The 16,405-nt window shown below is 60.3% G+C and carries 15 protein-coding genes; 9 read left to right on the forward strand and 6 right to left on the reverse strand.

The annotated features are described in order from the left end of the window. Positions 1-267 precede the first annotated feature (267 nt). Positions 268-1,242 (reverse strand): non-homologous end-joining DNA ligase, encoded by a 975-nt coding sequence (gene ligD, locus ACFWEM_RS32555; RefSeq protein ID WP_378539777.1) that lies wholly within the window; start codon positions 1,240-1,242, stop codon positions 268-270. A 65-nt stretch (positions 1,243-1,307) separates the two neighbouring features. Here ligD and ACFWEM_RS32560 point away from each other — a divergent pair, with 65 nt between their 5' ends. The 5 genes from ACFWEM_RS32560 to ACFWEM_RS32580 all read left to right on the forward strand — a co-directional run bounded on the left by ACFWEM_RS32560 (position 1,308) and on the right by ACFWEM_RS32580 (position 4,575). Then, on the forward strand, positions 1,308-1,457 hold the full coding sequence (locus ACFWEM_RS32560; RefSeq protein WP_378539778.1) for a hypothetical protein: 150 nt from the start codon (positions 1,308-1,310) through the stop codon (positions 1,455-1,457). An 83-nt stretch (positions 1,458-1,540) separates the two neighbouring features. After that, positions 1,541-2,617: a type IV toxin-antitoxin system AbiEi family antitoxin gene (locus ACFWEM_RS32565; RefSeq protein ID WP_378539779.1), complete on the forward strand. Its 1,077-nt coding sequence runs from the start codon at positions 1,541-1,543 to the stop codon at positions 2,615-2,617. Next, a complete protein-coding gene (locus tag ACFWEM_RS32570) occupies positions 2,595-3,461 on the forward strand; it encodes a hypothetical protein (RefSeq protein ID WP_378539780.1) in 867 nt (288 codons plus the stop codon). The genes ACFWEM_RS32565 and ACFWEM_RS32570 overlap by 23 nt, the downstream gene beginning before the upstream one ends. Positions 3,462-3,585: 124 nt before the next feature. After that, the gene (locus ACFWEM_RS32575) at positions 3,586-3,816 is read left to right on the forward strand and encodes a hypothetical protein (protein WP_378539781.1); all 231 of its coding nucleotides are present in this window, start codon (positions 3,586-3,588) and stop codon (positions 3,814-3,816) included. An 18-nt stretch (positions 3,817-3,834) separates the two neighbouring features. Beyond that, positions 3,835-4,575 (forward strand): hypothetical protein, encoded by a 741-nt coding sequence (locus ACFWEM_RS32580; RefSeq protein WP_378539782.1) that lies wholly within the window; start codon positions 3,835-3,837, stop codon positions 4,573-4,575. A 15-nt stretch (positions 4,576-4,590) separates the two neighbouring features. Here the strand turns inward: ACFWEM_RS32580 and ACFWEM_RS32585 are convergent, their stop codons facing one another. The 4 genes from ACFWEM_RS32585 to ACFWEM_RS32600 all read right to left on the reverse strand — a co-directional run bounded on the left by ACFWEM_RS32585 (position 4,591) and on the right by ACFWEM_RS32600 (position 11,436). After that, positions 4,591-5,664 carry a patatin-like phospholipase family protein gene (locus ACFWEM_RS32585; RefSeq protein ID WP_378539783.1) on the reverse strand — a complete coding sequence of 358 codons (1,074 nt, stop codon included), beginning with the start codon at positions 5,662-5,664 and terminating at the stop codon, positions 4,591-4,593. Beyond that, a complete protein-coding gene (locus tag ACFWEM_RS32590; RefSeq protein ID WP_378539784.1) occupies positions 5,661-8,129 on the reverse strand; it encodes a ThiF family adenylyltransferase in 2,469 nt (822 codons plus the stop codon). The genes ACFWEM_RS32585 and ACFWEM_RS32590 overlap by 4 nt, the downstream gene beginning before the upstream one ends. After that, positions 8,126-9,439 carry a hypothetical protein gene (locus ACFWEM_RS32595; RefSeq protein ID WP_378539785.1) on the reverse strand — a complete coding sequence of 438 codons (1,314 nt, stop codon included), beginning with the start codon at positions 9,437-9,439 and terminating at the stop codon, positions 8,126-8,128. Before ACFWEM_RS32595 ends, ACFWEM_RS32590 begins: the two co-directional genes overlap by 4 nt. Before the next feature lie 1,589 nt (positions 9,440-11,028). Next, the gene (locus ACFWEM_RS32600) at positions 11,029-11,436 is read right to left on the reverse strand and encodes a hypothetical protein (RefSeq protein WP_378539786.1); all 408 of its coding nucleotides are present in this window, start codon (positions 11,434-11,436) and stop codon (positions 11,029-11,031) included. 166 nt (positions 11,437-11,602) lie between these two features. On the opposite strand from ACFWEM_RS32600, the gene ACFWEM_RS32605 reads away from it, so the two are divergent. Together ACFWEM_RS32605 and ACFWEM_RS32610 are read left to right on the forward strand one after the other, a co-directional pair. After that, positions 11,603-11,785: a hypothetical protein gene (locus ACFWEM_RS32605; protein WP_156888967.1), complete on the forward strand. Its 183-nt coding sequence runs from the start codon at positions 11,603-11,605 to the stop codon at positions 11,783-11,785. Then, on the forward strand, positions 11,782-12,471 hold the full coding sequence (locus tag ACFWEM_RS32610) for a nucleotidyl transferase AbiEii/AbiGii toxin family protein (RefSeq protein WP_378539787.1): 690 nt from the start codon (positions 11,782-11,784) through the stop codon (positions 12,469-12,471). The genes ACFWEM_RS32605 and ACFWEM_RS32610 overlap by 4 nt, the downstream gene beginning before the upstream one ends. A gap of 71 nt (positions 12,472-12,542) precedes the next feature. Here the strand turns inward: ACFWEM_RS32610 and ACFWEM_RS32615 are convergent, their stop codons facing one another. Beyond that, a complete protein-coding gene (locus ACFWEM_RS32615) occupies positions 12,543-13,556 on the reverse strand; it encodes an NADP-dependent oxidoreductase (protein ID WP_378539788.1) in 1,014 nt (337 codons plus the stop codon). A 223-nt stretch (positions 13,557-13,779) separates the two neighbouring features. Here ACFWEM_RS32615 and ACFWEM_RS32620 point away from each other — a divergent pair, with 223 nt between their 5' ends. Then, complete coding sequence (locus ACFWEM_RS32620; RefSeq protein ID WP_095972567.1) at positions 13,780-14,748, forward strand: polysaccharide deacetylase family protein; 969 nt, start codon at positions 13,780-13,782, stop codon at positions 14,746-14,748. A 54-nt stretch (positions 14,749-14,802) separates the two neighbouring features. Beyond that, positions 14,803-16,326 (forward strand): long-chain fatty acid--CoA ligase, encoded by a 1,524-nt coding sequence (locus ACFWEM_RS32625; RefSeq protein ID WP_378539789.1) that lies wholly within the window; start codon positions 14,803-14,805, stop codon positions 16,324-16,326. Positions 16,327-16,405: the final 79 nt, after the last annotated feature.

Raw genomic sequence — 16,405 nt, forward strand, 5'->3', positions numbered from 1 at the left:
AAGTCTTCTTCACCGATCCGCCGTTTTGGCCATCGCGAAGAGAAATGAACTCCCGAAACTCTGCTGTCCACGGCGCTGTAGCGCGTTCGGCGTCCTTTGTCAGAAAGCGATCGCAGCGCACGCACCTCGGCGGCCGTGTTCGGTGCCTTCTGGTGAAGAATTTGCATAAACGCAAACCATTCGTCAGTGAGACTCGTTGCCGGTGAAGGGTATCCGGCACGTCAAAACTTCCTCGTGAACCTTCTTCAAGCAGTCTGCTGTACCGACTCAGCGACGACCCGGCAGGTTGACCTCATCAGCAGTCTTGTCGTCGCGCAGCCCTCGAAAGGATGGGTGCCGCAGGCTACCGCCAGTGAACTCCCGATACTCCACGTCGCACACCAAAAATGGCCTTGACCAGGATGCATTGCGGGTCACAGCTCTCGGCGGCTCGATGGCGAACGGGCTGATGGGCTGTTCGAGTTCGACGAGCTTGTCTCGCAGTTCGCGGCGCTGTCGATCCGTCAGGCCCGTGCCAACGTTTCCGATATGGACAAGCGATCCTGAGTCGTCGTGGGCCCCGAGGATCAACGAACCGACTCCGCCTGCTGCGCCACCCGATCCAGGGATGAATCCGCACAATACGGCCTCACAATTAGCCCTCAACGGGGTCTTCAACCAATCCTGAGATCGCTTGCCGGGCTGGTAGATCGAGGCAATATTTTTGGCAACGATACCTTCCAGATGGCGCTTCTTCGCAACTTCCAACATGGTCGGTCCGTCGACATTGAGCCAGTGCGGCGGGACTTTGATGCGTGGATGTTCGAGGCTGAGATTGGCGAGCGCTTCCCGGCGCTCGAGGTAGGGCAGCTCGGTCGTCGATGTGCCGTCGATGTCGAGGATGTCGAACACATAGTACGAGGTCAGCGCCTCGTTGCGGAGCTGAGCGGTGGGCCGCAGGACGTGCATCCGGCGCTGCAAAAGGGAGAAGGACGGCACACCGTCGGGTCCGAGTGCGACGATTTCGCCGTCGAGGACGGTTTCACGGTGATCGAGCACCGCGCTGAGTGCGTCGAGAATCTCGGGGAACGAGGCGCTGATGTCGTTTCCGTTTCGCGACCAGAGCGCCGGGTCCTTGGAACCTGTTGTGGCGATTGCTCTTTGGCCATCCCATTTCGACTCGAATGCCCAGTGCTCCCCCGTGGGTGGATTGCCGAGTGTGGCGAGCATCGGCGGCACTGGCTTTCCCGTGGCGGGACTCATCTGTCCACTGTGCGCGGGTTTGTCCTGCTTCGCGGCTGTTTTCGGGAGGTTGAGACACTGTCGATATGACTCGAACGCCCGCCCCGGACGAGGGCTGGAGTCCGCCGCCTGACGAGGTCACGGACCGCGTATATGAATCAGCCCCGTGGATGGAGGCGTCCACACCCCCGCTCCGCGCATGGGTGGGGTGGGGTGGGCAGATCCCACCTGACTAGTCCCAGAGACCATCCTGTTCAGTTTTCGGCCCTGTTCATCTAAAATGAAAATCGCGCAAGGCTGAACAGAGAAGGGCGGCTCGATGGACCCCGGACTACGCGACCTCGCTGAGCTGCTGTCTGAACATTTCAGCTCATTCGGGGTCGAATTATCAATTCTTCATGGGGAGAAAGGGCCAGATAGCGGCTTCGACGCTGTTGCCGTTCTCTCTCGCGGCAACAATTCCCAGCACTACGCACTGGTCCTCACTGCAGCGATGACGGCCACTCGGATCACTCAACTGCGCCAGCGTGTCATCGGCGCGCCAATCCTGGTCGTCGGCAAACGCATCACCGAACGCAGTGCAACGATTCTTCGCGACCAGCGGATCCAATACATCGACAGTCTCGGCAACGCCTACGTCCAGTTCGGGGATGTCTACATCGATGTTCGAGGCAGACGACCCGACGCGCAGTCAAGTGAACGCCGACCCGTACTTCTCACTCATCGGATAACCGATGAGTCCAACTTGCAATTGACACACAACCTCTTCAGTCCCCGTCGTTCGCAGGTTGTGTTCGCCCTGCTGGCTTGGCCGCAGCTGGCCACGATGAAGATCCGTGAGATCGCGAGAGCCTCCGGCGTCTCGATCGGACAAGCGCACGACACTCTCAACTTGCTCGAAGACACAGGTTTTCTTCCTAGAAACAGGCCCCTGAGCCCGCATGCCGCCAGCGAGATACTGCGGCCGTGGGCTATGGAGTATCCGCGAGGGCTACGCAAAAAACTCACAGCCGCACGCTTCTACACCGATGAGCCGGCCACTTTCCGTCCCTTGCACTCCAGGCAGGAATTCTTTCTCAGCGGTGAATCCGCCACCGGGATCGACATCCAGCGCCCCACCGCCCTGACTGTCTACATCGAGCACTTCGAGCCCAAACTTGCTTTCGCGAACAAGTGGAGGAAAGACCCCGAACAGGCACCCAACGTGACAGTGCTGCAAAAGTTTTGGACGACACCGCAGATCGAGCACTTGGACAAGGAGGACCGTAGGCGCAACGGGCCTCATAATGCACCTTGGCCGCTCGTGTATGCCGATCTGCTCGCCACCAACGACCCGCGCCTAAGCGAAGTAGCCGAGACTTGGAGAGAACATTGTGCTGGATCTAAAGACCTGTGAACCCGAACTCCTGGAGACAATCGAGCTTGTCTGCTCGAAGATTCTGACCCGAGCGGCACACCTGCAACCAACCGACTTGATGGTCCTTGGAGCACAGTCTCGGGATGTACTCCACAGTGCGCTAGGACACTCCTTCCGGCTGCGTGCGACCCAGGATCTCGATCTCGCTATCGCTATTGCGGACTGGGAAGCCTATCGAGAGGTCGTCACCGACCTGCCGGTGGTCGGTAACACCGGCATTCGCTACAACGTCGACGAGATCCACACCGATCTCGTGCCGTTCGGTCCTATCGAGGACCCGACTGGAGAGGTCCCCGATCCACCGAACAGGTCCTTGAGCGTCTGGGGCTTTCAAGAAGTATTCGACAGCGGCTACCACCTTCCATTGTCTACCGTCGGAGCCATCCGGATCCCGACCATCCCTGGATACACAGCGCTCAAACTCGTCGCCTGGCTCGACCGCAGTGAGAACGGCCGCTACAAGGATGCCCCCGATATCGCCACGGCGCTGTACTGGTACACCGAATCCGCAGTTACGAAGAACCGCCTCTACGACGATCCCGAGCACGGATATCAGGTCCTCGACAAGTTCGACTTCGACGAGGACTGTTCCTTGGCATATCTGCTCGGCGAAGACGTCGCCGCCACCGTCGGCCCCGTCCGCCTCGCAGAACTTTCAAAACGATGGCCTGGCCCACGCAGCGATATGCTGGCACAGGGCATGAACATCAATGGGGCCCACTTGTCATGGAACCCCGATATCAGTCGACGCGAGGCACTTCTCGAAGCTCTTGCCCTCGGATGGTCCGAGGCCACTGAAAATACGACGGCAAGTGAAAACTGATGGCACAGGATGAGTTAGCAGCTCAGTGCACCGCGGCCCTCGATGAATAGGGACTGTTAGATGACTTCGTTGAGATGGCGGTCGACAAACGTGCTCGACTACTCACGACACAGCATGTGAGCGGGTGAGAGAGTACAACGGCGCCCCCGCTCCCACCGCGATCGTGTCAGCGCGAACGGTACTGTGGCGCAACCATCGCACTGACAGCAGTTACGCGGCAAACAATTTCAAATCGACCCGGATCGCACCCCTGGCTGAGGGCACGACGGTGCGCGTACAGAGTCAGGCGAGCAGGCCGGGGTGGACGCCGGCGCCGGCGCTGCCGCCGCTGCACGAAGCCTCCGACGACTACTAACAAGGAAAAGATATCTCGATGTCGTTCGACACCTTCGATTTTCGTGCTCGCACACTTCCCATGATTGTGGTGTGGTTTCCGGTCATCCTCGCCGCGGCTATGATCGCTGCCGGGTATCCTGCAGTTCACCGGCTCGGGACGCTGTTGCCGCTTCCTCTCACCGTCGTCCTGACTGTGCTTGCAGCTCATATTTCGCGAGACGCCGGAAAGAAAATCGAGGCAGCCCTGTGGGATTCGTGGGGTGGGCCGCCTGCGACCGCCCGCCTTCGATGGGCGTCAGCACAAAACCCAGTCCTGCATCAAAACCTGCACACCAACATTCAGGCTATCGTCGGCGCGCAGCTCCAGCTTCCCACCAAAGAAGAGGAGCTGGCCGACCCTGTCCATGCCGACCATGTGTACGAAACTGTCGTTCGAACGCTGATCGCTCGCACGACTAACAAGGACGATTACGCCAAACTGAAGAACGACCTGATCTGGTACAGCTTCCGCCGAAACCTGTACGGAATGCGGCGATTTGCGTATTGGGTCGACGCGCTACTCATCATCGCTTCCATTGCTGCCGTCGTCGTCCTGATTCGCACATCTCTCGATTTCAGCCTCGCTGCCCCCGTTATCGGTTTCCTCGCTGCAGCCATATCGGTGATCTTCTTTTCGTGCACTGTCACTGCGGAATGGGTTCGACTCAGCGCAGAGGCGTACGCGGACGAGCTGATCAAGTACGCCTACGGTGCCCCCTCCGGTACGGGTCCGATATAGCTCGAATAGAACGAGTTATCCGCTGAGGTCTGGTGTATACGTGTTGACGAGTGAGCGAACGAGTTGTTCGCCGCGGACTGCGATCGCGGCTAAATCGGTTTCTGCCATCGCAGAGAAGTTGGTCGGGTACGTGTCTACCTGGGTCCGCGGGATCAGGTCGGCAATGGGTGTGGGTAGTCGTTCGTCTCTCATGCCGAGATATACGTGAACAAACGCGCCGATCTCCGCGTTCGTACCTGCCGCGTGGATACGACTGCGTGTGGCGTCCTGCGATTTGGTGTGCGCGATGTCGAAACTCTGTGAGAGCCTGCCTGCCATGAACCGCGCGGCCGTACGATCTGCTCGGCCACGCCCGGCGTCCACAGCGACGATGTAGTCGAGGTCGTACACGTGCAGGCTGTGTCGCGTCGAGCGGCCCGGAAGTAGCGGTGCCAGACCTAGGTTGTCGTAGACACCACCATCTGTCATCACCACTGCTCGGCTATGACGGCTACCGTCCCGGCGCTGGAAACTGTATCGGCGATGTAGCGCTGGAAACAGAAGCGGAAAGGCAGCGGAGGCGGCCACTGCCTCCGCAACGGACACCTCTTCGGTGATCTGTCCATGGGCAGAGCATGCACTATGCGTGCTGCCGAATCTTACTGCGTTGCCAGTGGTCATGTCAGTGGCAGAGATGACTGTCGAGAGGCCTGCATGGGTGGTGTCGCGGAGGTGTTTGGCACCGAACTCACGGGAAGCGAATGTTTCGACAAGAGCATCTGTTCGCGAGTACGAACGCTGCTGCCCCGGTCCGAGAGCCCGGAGAGAACTTGCTGTCGTCTGCCATAGTGCATGCGGGGTGCACGCCCGGCGGATCAGTTCACTGTGCAGTCCCTTACGGAGAAGGGTGACGACGGTGTCGTCGAACTCGTCGAAGCGCTCGGGCCCGTAGGCCCACATCGCGGCGAGGAGACTTCCTCCGCTGACTCCCGAGACGACGGACACATGCCGCAGAAGGTCACGGTCATGGAGCGCTCGAAGACTCCCGAGCCCGAATGCCGTTGCACGAAAGCCGCCGCCAGAGAATGCGAGTCCCATTTTCAGGGTCACAGGTCACCTCTGTCGAGTGGACGTTCGGCGGGATCGGGCATTCGGCGGAGTGGATATGCGTAGCCGCCGGCGAACCACGCGTCGACGGTGGTCGGGTCCTCAGCCGTCGCAGCATCGGGTCGGTTGACGGTCACTCGGTCGACCATGCGGGCGTAGGTGTCCGGTGGTACGTCTGCCTCCAGCCAGTTCGACCAGGTCCGTCCACGTCCACCGAGGATGAGCATGAGCGCTCGACGGCCGGTGCCGTCGGGGGCGACGATATCGGCCATCCCGGTTTCGTCGGTGTGGCTGGGGAAGGCACGGCCGTAGGGGTGGGTGTGCCACATGCCGACAAACCCCACTCGCTCTGCAGTGGACGCGCGGACTTTCGTGACTGCTTCCTGAGTGCCCTCGATCCCGTGATCGAAGTACAGCGGCGAAAGACGGCTGTCCGGTGAGGGCCCTGCGACGTTGTCGATGTAGACGGTCTGTGTGGCCTCGTCGATGGAGCCGAATAGCATCCCTCCGGTCTCGACGTGGGCGCCTCGAACACGGTGTCCGCGACGAGCTTCGGTCCGCATCTCGGTGAACGCGCGAAAGCTGACGCGGACTTCGTATTCTCCGCTCTGGTCGATCACGCTCAGGTCGTTGTTCCACGTCAAGGGCACAGGCCGCACTCCGGCCGCCTCTGTCGCGAGATCACATCCCATCACTGTCATCGGTATGGCATGCGGGTCTGCCGCGGCGGTGATCGCCGCCGAAAACAGCATCGAGGAAAGGGCCGAGACGTCGGCTGCGGAGCCTGTGAAGGTAGGGGCCGAGCATCCTGGCTCGGGAAAGAACCGTTCTGTGCGCGGGGGGTTGGGAAACAGGTCCTCTGCAATGCTCGCCCACCCAGGGGGCGGGTTGGTCGCAGTGTCGATCGCCAAGCGGCGCAGCAGGTCATGGCCGCTGCCGGTGGCTCCCCGAGCGGCGACGGTGGCGACGCCGCGTTGAGCTGTGTGGCCGAACAGTGCGCTGATGGTTGTCGGCCATCGATCTCGCAGCGTTGCACGAGTCTTCTCGATTCCTGTTCGTACTCCGATGTCGGCGGATGCGTCGACGATGAGGTCGTATCCGAGCAGGTTGGTGGGTTCGGCGAGGGTTCTGGTGACGATGTTTTCGATTGAAAAAGTGACCGCGAGGTCCCGCCGGATCTGCGAGAGGCGCCGGGCGAGTCGTTCGGCTTTGCCGTAGCCGATATCGCCGTCCTCGTAAGGTTGCCTTACCAGGATCCCCGGCGTGACAGCGCCTCTGTCGATAAGGTGCAGCTGGGCCACCCCGGCTCGGACACAGTGCTCTGCGATCGGTGCTCCGAGCGCGCCGCAGCCCAAGATCAGAACCTTCTTGCCGAAAAGCCATCGCGTCGGCGAACCAGTATCCCGCCGTCGTGTCACTTCCCGCCGCGTCTCGAAGACGACCATCCAGTGAACCTCGGCAAAGCCGAGCCAATCATCGGCGATCTTCCTGACCTCGGCAGTCAGATCCGGATTCTCTGGGCTGATCTCCTGCAGGAGGTTGGTGATCCGGGTGCCTAGGTCGTCGAGATGCCAAGCCGTGATGTGTGTAAGCGGATGTCCGGGGTCGACGCGTCTCGCAGGGGTGCCAAGCACCATCATCGCCGGAACAGCCTCGTCTCCGTCGAGGGCCGTACCAATCACTTTGTTGATGGCGCGGGCATTGACGAACGCTTTGAGCAGCTCGTCGTACGAGTAGCCGTAGTCGCTCAGAGCCGCTGCGAGTTCCTTTGCGGTACTCGGATATTCCATGTCGAGGGTGTCGCTGATGAGGACTAGGGGCGCTGCGAACATGATCTGCCCGTGCTCGTCTCGAGCAGGCAACTCGTCGGCCACTGCCCGGTCGTAGATCTGTTGCGGAGTCAGCCACTCGAGAACGTCGATCCTGTTGCCTTGTTTCGCGCACCAGGCATACAGAAGTCGAACTTTGGTTGCCCCCGGATCGGACCAGGGGGCGAGATCACCCACGTCGGGACGGACGATCACCCAACCGTTCTGGTACGAGCTGTACGCGACCGGAGGGTGGAGCGGTTGCCCGGCGGGGTCGAGTTCGCCGGCAGCAGCGCGCTGGAGCCACAGGTTCAATCGTTCGAGGAACCCTCGCATCCCGTCGCCAGGATTCCATTCCACCGAAGGAGCCGCGTAAAGGCACAGGACACGGCCCCACTGCACGTGCGGGGTGCCTGCCCAGCGGCGGTGCGTGACAGACACACTCGGATGAACATACGGAAACTGCGGCCCGGTGACGATCTCGAACCGCTCCCGGGACCGAACCCGGATACCACTTCCGGTGGTGTCGATACCTGAAGTGTTTAGTGATACAAGGAAAGTGGTGTTCCCGCTCTCACCGCTGTGCGCGCTCAGAAGTTGGATTGCTCCGCCGCTCACCTCCGCAAGTTCGGTGAGCTGACGCTGCGCGAGTCCCGTCAACGCCCGAACCCCACCGGTGCATCCGGCGCTTGACTACCTCCGCGGTCGGACGTGACAGCAGCCTGTACACGCTCGGGTCCGGTCGCGCTCGGTGTCGCGGCAACGACCCGGGGGATCGCGTTGCCCACGGCAACTGCAGCGGCCGTGATCGCAGCGAATCGGCGGCCGGTTGCGGACGCCGCGAGTTCGAATGCAGCTTCGCGATCGGCGCTTTTCACCAAGTCACCAACGATGATTCGTGGGCCCTCGGCGTCGACGCCGAACACGACAGGCGAAGGGGCGTTTTCGTCCACCCACGACATCGTGCAGATCACGTCATCGGCGATCTCCGCATACCGGTCCGCGGCCATCTGGTGGGGAGGGTTCTGACCGTCTACGTCCGCGCCGGGAAAGACGGCACTGCTGCACACAATAGTGGCGTCCGATCGTGCGTTACGTTCGAACGCATTGAGCACATCCATCTGGAGTTGATCGTTGCCGTCCGAATTTTTCTTGTACATCACCTTTTTCGAGCAGTGATGCGGCGCCAACAGCAAGTCCCACGCAAGGTACTGCTCCCGATCGTGGTACTCGCTGTAGTCGAAAATCTTCATGATCGTGTCGTGCGCCAGGTCGCCGAACAACAACACCTTACCGTCGACACCGCTCTCATCGGTGAGTGTGACCTGCATCGACAGGGACGTCTCGTTGCGCGCTGCTGCTGCGTCGTCCTTGAACGGTGCATGAATGAACGCCTCGAACACACCTGCACGCTCGTGCCCGTCGAGCACCGTCACCGACTGCCCCGGCCACGCCAAGTATTCGTCCGGCAATCCGTCGTAAGCGTGTGAACTGTGCTCATCGTCGTAGCCCACGACACGAATCCGGTTTCCACTGGCAGGAACGTCGCCAGCGTTCACAGCCTCCAGGGTCGCGGTGATCCGTCGCTCCGACTCCTCCCGAAAAGCGATTGCATCGCTGCACAGATCCGGGGCGTCAGGATCGTTGTACTCACGCCACAGACGGGGTGTGGACCACAACTCGCCGATCGTCACCTTGTCCAGCAAGTCTGCAAATCCCAGGCAGTGATCCATGTCTGCGTGAGTCAACACGAAAGTAGCGAGGTAAGGCGCACCGTCAACTAACGGCAACGCCTCCACCAGACGATCCACCACCGCAACCTCGGGCGTAGCATCGTCGTCCGCCTTCGCCATGTCATGCAGATCCACCTGCATGACAACCAGATCATCGATCACCACGGTAGTGCTGTCTCCCGTGCCCACCGGCCAGAAAACCACGCCGCGAGCAGGAAGTCCTTCAGATTCGCTCATGTATGCCTCTCTCCACGCCGCCAGGCGGAACGTCGGTAGTTGAGAATCACCCTAGCTAGGGCCACCGACATCGACAGCAACACGCCTGCACCAGACGTCAGAAGAAGCTCGGCGGTCCACTACTAACACCAGATCCCGACTGATTGCATCACCTTCACGCTCCGGAGTGCCCTCCAAGACGGAATGATTGACGGATTCAAACTCCTATGTGCACTATTTCCACCGGTGCGAACGAATCCGAATTCCTTACCTCCACCGAAGGTCACGGCAACATTGGAGACAATTCCGCGATTGACACTTGCACTCCCAATGTTCAGTACGCTGACGACCCACATCACCCGGGCCAGGTTTCGGCGCCGAAGTAGTGGGCAGGTGCTATTCGGCGGGTTAACCCTCTGCGCAGCAGGGTGATTCGTAGTTGCTCTGCCTGGGCGCCGCCAACCGACTGGTGATTCCACGGGAGGCGCATGCCCGGCTGCCTGAGCCTGCCCCGCGTTCAACAGCTCGCCTCGCCGAGCAGCCAGCGCGGCAATCACTCGAAGTTGCGTACATGCGCGCACCAGCGCCGTCCGAAAACTCGATAAGCCAGACCGGAGTCGACCGTTGTCCTAGCGCCTGAGCGACGCTCTAGGGAACGATTTTCCATGCGAGTGCTCGTCGTCAGCTCCCAACTCCCAAACGGGGCTCGCCGACGACGACGGACGCAAATCATTTGCCGCTTGGAGTAGATACTGTGCGGATTCAACCCGCACAGTAGGCGTACTTCCAGGATCCGAGAACGCCTGCTTCCACCACGGCACGCTCTCGTTGCGCTACAACCGCAGGACCAAGTAGGGAAGCCGGCGTCCACAGGCGATACATCAGAATCCCCCGACCACATCGCGCCGTCTACATCCGACCCCGACGCCCAGCCGGTTCGAACGGTGCATTGCCCGATTTCGATATTGCCGATAGCAAACAAGTAATCCAGACAGCCATGACTAACTAGGGTCCCCGTCGCTCCTCTTCGATACCCATTCCCCGAACCAACTCTGCGTTCCATCGTCGTCGTAGCCTTTGAATGCGACCTTCTTCGTCAGCTCCGGATCACGGTGTCTTTCGCTCGACAAGCCCAACACCAGCGGCGACGCCACGAACTGCACCTTCGGAGTCTTCTTTCTGTGTGGCGCGTCAGTCGGTTTACCACGCCTCTTGATGACGCACAGTCCTACCATCTGAATGTGTCGTGATTTGAAATCGGAGTATGCCGTCGATGTCGTGACATATACGGGGTCGTACGGCATGACGATACGGACACCTCGCTTCGTAAAATGAATGAGGGATCCACATCGTAATCACCAGTAAGGGAAGGGGTTTCACCCGGAGAGGGCCCGTTGAGAGTGAAGACTCGCCTGTCGAAGACCAACAAGTCACCCACGTCGAGAGATCGCATCCTGAATTCCTGAGTCAGCTTCTTTACCGGAAGTGCGACTCGCGCCAACCCTCGGGTTATCGAATCCATCACAGCCAGGAGCTCCACCATCCCCGCTCCCCAGGAAGGCTGAGGTCTGGCAGATCCAATACGATTTCGTGGGACGACAAGAGGTGCCTTAGTCGCGGAACATTGGCGTAGTGCACCGTGTCGATTCTCGGCAACCGGTGCAGTCGTAGCTCACCGGCGCCAGATGCAGGATCCGTCGCGGACTCCGGAGTTGACCCGGATGCCGGCCGAGCGCCTCTTCGTGCGGCCCCTTCCCGTTTCGCTTTTTCGTAGAGCGGCCAAAATCCGCCCGAAAGAGGTCGCCCTTGGCCAGATAGGTAACGAGGATTCCAAGACTGTGTTTGTCCGCAGGAACCGCGTGACCGGCGAACCAGTCCCCCAGGCTGGACTTGTTGAGCTTCGTTCCTAGCGCAGATACGTCTTTGATGATTGTTTCGTAAGTCGGGTTGCCCGCGCCCATCTTCAAATCCTTCAACATTGTCCCGAGCTTGGCTTTCGCAGGTGTCGAATCAAGCACGAACATTCCCTTCAGTCCCGGGTTTATCCGAGGATCCGAGAGTCGGAATTCCGGAGCACCCTATTTGAACAGGCCTTTCAGGAACTCTAACGTGCCTGGACATCGCCGGACGCCACTGCCCGATGGGAGAACTAGAGGCACAGCACATCAACGGATTCGAGGAATCATGCCCAGTATGTCCGGAACACTCATCAACCTCGGTACTGACGTGGTGCCCCATCTTGCACTCACGGGCTACTTCGCCCTGATCACCGTCTCGACAATGACGGCACTGTGCGCTCGCACCAAAACACGTCGTCGTCACGCACTGGAGGTCCTACGCACTCTTCTCCTCAGAAAACAGGGGTGACTGGTCACGAGTTGCCTTTCTGCCCGCATCACATGCATTTACCCGCCCAATGCCCGATCGCCGAAACCGACAGCAATCTCGACCCGTTTCGGTTCATGTTCGACACCCCGCGGCTGATGACCGGCGGCGTATCTGGAGCCAGCGTGAAAGTGAAGGTCCACCTCGGCGCCGTTCAACTCGCAGACTTCCCCATCGACCTGTCCACCGAACTGGTCCCGGTCGGAGACGTGGACTACCAACTTCCTCACCCGGTGGTCGAGATGGACGAGCTGGCGCCCATGCCGAAATTCGCTTTGTACCCACAGCCACAACAGGTTTCCGACAAGGTGTGCGCAATGTACGAACGATACGGAGACCTGCAACAACCCTCGACCCGCTACCACGACCTGGTCGACCTCACGTTGATCGTGACCGCCTGGACACTCGACGCCGCCCTCACCCGCACTACCCTGCAACAAGAATCCGCGCGCCGCACACTGACACTGCCAACCAGCCTCTCTGAGCCTGCACCATCCTGGACTGCCGGCTACACCAAAATCGCCAAAACCGTATCCGGATTACCCGAACACGCACGCGAAATCGACGGTGCACTACGCATCGTCGGTCAATGCCTCGACCCACTACTCGGCCCGCACCTCGACCGTGGAACATGGAACCCGATCAAATCGAACTGGTCGATGTCCTAGTGGTTCTGAGGCGTGGTTATCGAGGCAGCCTGCGGTTGTCGGGTTATGACGTGCGGCAGCGTAGCTGCGAGCTACCGAGTCAGATCGATGATGATTTTGCCTGGTCGGCCGTTGGAGAACGAGTCCACGAAAGCCTCCGGTAGCTGCTCGAATCCGGGCAATACGGATTGCACGGCCTCCACCTGCCCGGAACTGATGAGTGCCCCGAGCTTTGCTTCTACCTCAGCTGCCCGGTCCATGTAGTCGAGAACGACGAATCCTTGCACAAGGACGCGCTTGGTGAGCAGTTGTCCGAAATTTGCTGGACCAGAGGGCCTTTCCGTCAGGTTGTAGCCGTCAATCAGACCGCACAACGCGATGTGAGCATAGTTGTTCAGCCTGGAAATTGTCGCCTCGAATATCGGACCGCCCGAGTTCTCGAAGACGCGATCAATGCCGTCGGGTGTTGCCGCCTTGAGGTGGTCCTCCCAATCCCGGGATTTGCGATCGATGACGACGTCCGCGCCCAATCGGGCCACCATCGCGCACTTCTCAGCGCCTCCTGCGACGCCGACAACCCGCGCCCCCGACTGCTTCGCGAGCTGGACAGCCACACTTCCGACTGCACCAGAAGCGCCGGAGATCAAGACGGTATGCCCTGGTGTCGGACGCAAGATGTCGCACATCCCCGCCCACGCAGTCAGGCCCGTCATCCCGAGGACTCCGAGGTAATGCCCCAAGGGGATATCCTCACGCGGTGTAAGCCGATCCCATTCACCGCCAGGGGAACTGACGATCTGGCGTCGTTGCCACCCGACGAAGCCACGAACGATATCGCCGACGGCGAAGTCGCTGTTAAGAGACGCCGTCACACGTGCCAGACCGAGGGCGCGAACTGGCGCTCCGAGCGCAACCGGCGGAAGGTAACTCGGCCGATCGTCGAGCCAGCCTCTGATAGCCGGATCGATCGAGATGAAGAGCGTCTCCATCTCGATGCCTCCAGCCTCCAGGTCGGGTAGGACGACATCCTCCAGACGGAAGTCTTTCGAGCTCACATTCCCGTGAGGTCGCTGTGCCAGGACAATTTGTTGCGATGATGCATTCACGGCGTGCTTCTCCTTCGTCCCTACGACGGTATGAGTCGAGACAAGCCGGAACTTGGCCCCATGCGCACGGCATTCGACGGGCGCGCATAGTGGGCGCGAATCTCATGCGCGTGGTGAAAGTAGGCGCGCGCACACAGCCAAGACGTGATGTCGATCACTTCATAGGGTCGGTGAGAGACGGGCTTCGTGCCGAGAGCCCTGAGAAGATTTGGAGTCACCTTTCATGAATGACACCCGCGCCGTTCGACCTCTCAAGATTGCGGTCACGATCGATGACTTCGTCCTGTGGGACGGCGTGCCCATGCCGGACGACACAACGCCCACTGATGTCGCGCGATCTGTCGCGAAGACGCTCAACGACTACGGACTTGGAGGGACCTACGGCTTCTCTCATACGTACCGCCTCGAGAATGAGCCGATGCAGATGGAGGCCTTCGAGGCGTGGGCCGAAGCTGGCCATCACCTGGGCAACCACACTCACCAGCATGCTCCGTTGCGCTGGATGCCTGACGCGGCATTTCGATGCGATTTCGAGACGGCAGAGAAGTACATCGGGCATCTGATCGACGCCGCGCCGTCGAAATACTTTCGCTATCCGATGGACATGTCCTCCGGATCCGAACAACGTCGAGGAGAGGTCGAGAAGTACATCGCTGACCTCGGCTACCGAACTGCCCCGATCACCAGCTGGTTCAGCGATTTCGCGTTCATCATGCCGTACTTCCGTGCGAAGACCCTCGGCGACAAGGACACCCAGAAGAAGGTGCGCGACCTGCACGTGGCGACGGCGGTTGACCAGCTGTACAAGCATGCGGACACCGCACGTACCTTGTTCGGCGCCGACGCTCCTCTTATCTGGCTCGTGCACGGCACTCCCATCTCCCGTGACACCCTCGCTCCCATTTTCGAGGCTTTTCTCGAGCGCGGAGTGGAGTTCGTAACCCTCGACGAGGCCATGAAGCACCCGGTGAACTTCGCACAGCCGCCATGTGATGAAAGCTTCACCAATCAGCTCCAAAGGTTCGCGCTTGCCGCTGGTTTGCCGAAACCCGAACTCGATTTCGAACAGCTGTCCGAAATCGTTTCCCTCGCACCGATTCCCGGCCTCGACACGATGTCGACTTACGAAGAAGGCATGTTCAAGCCACTGGCGAAGCGGGTCGGAGCCGAGTACGACTGGGATTGGTCCTGAATCGGATAGTTCTCGCCCAACACTGTCACACAGTTATCACCCGAAAGCAGGATCATGCTCAACCTGGCCACCATGCTCGCCGACACTGCTCGCCGCACTCCCCGCAGAATCGCTGTCATCGAAGGCGACCGCACCCTCACCTTCGGCGAGATCGATTCGGCTGCGAACAGTGTCACCCGCTTCCTTATTTCGCTGGGGGTGCGCCCAGGTGACCGCGTCGCCCTGACAATCCCGAATGTCGTCGAATTTCCGATTGTCTACTTCGGCATCCTCAAAGCAGGTGGGGTTGTCGTCCCGCTCAACACCATGCTCAAACGGGAAGAAGTTGCTTACCATCTGCGGGACTCTGGCGCGGTGGCTTACTTCTGCAGCGTGCCGGGGCTAGACGACGAGGCATGGCGCGGGTTCCATGACGTGGAATCCTGCGAGCACCTCGTCACGTTGGGTTCCGCATTGCTCGATGAGCAGAGCGAGGGAACATCCTTGGCTGATGTACTGACCGAACACGCCAGCGAAGACATTCTCCAGGTGACCGAAGCCACCGACACGGCGGTGGTGCTGTACACGAGCGGGACGACCGGTAAGCCCAAGGGTGCGGAGCTCACTCACGCCAATTTGGTTCTCAACGCGCTCGGGCACAATCAACTGCTCGACGCGCGTGCCGAGGACGTTCATCTCGTCGCTCTTCCACTCTTCCACTCGTTCGCGCAGACCGTGCAGATGAACGCCGGTTTCGCTGTGGGTGCCACCTTGGTATTTCTGCCACGATTCGACCCAGCTACAGCCCTGGAGTTGATAACGCAGCACCGAGTGACGATCTTCGCCGGCGTCCCGACGATGTACTGGGCTTTGCTCAACAAGGCCGGAGTCGACGGCATCAGCGCCGACCTCGCCGGTCTCCTACGAATCGCGCTCTCCGGCGCAGCCGCTATGCCGGTCGATGTGCTCGAGCGGTTCAAGGACGTCTTCGGTGTCGGCATCCGGGAAGGCTACGGACTCTCCGAAACCAGCCCGACCGTCACGTTCAACCCGCTCGATCAACCAAACCGGCCGGGATCGATCGGCAAACCCATCTGGGGAGTAGAAGTGAAGCTGATCGACAAAGACTGGAACGAGGTCCGTGCCGGTGAGCCAGGAGAACTCGCAGTACGGGGGTACAACCTGATGAAGGGATATCTCGGCAGGCCCGAGGCGACAGCGGAAGTGATCCGCGACGGCTGGTTCCGCACGGGCGATATCGCACGGCGCGACGAGGACGGTTACTACTTCATCATCGATCGCGCCAAAGACTTGATTGTGCGGGGAGGTTTCAACGTCTACCCGCGAGAGCTCGAGGAGGTGATCATCGCCCATCCGGAGGTCAGCCTCGTTGCCGTTGTCGGAATCCCTGACGAGCGGATCGGTGAGGAAGTGAAAGCCTTCGTCATCCGCGAGCCTGGATCGCAGCTGAAGGCGGAGGATCTGATCGGCTGGTCACGCGAACGTTTGGCGGCGTACAAGTACCCCCGCATGGTGGAATTCAGGGATACGTTGCCGATGAATGCAACAGGAAAGCTCCTCAAGCGGGCGCTACGATGATCGATCCGTTGGCATGCGCGCCGGAGCGCGCTACCGTCGACTGTGGCAGGGGTCGTGGTTTCGGCTTGCTGGTTGAGAA

It is taken from the genome of Rhodococcus sp. NPDC060176, from assembly GCF_042728675.1.
GTDB lineage: Bacteria > Actinomycetota > Actinomycetes > Mycobacteriales > Mycobacteriaceae > Rhodococcus_F.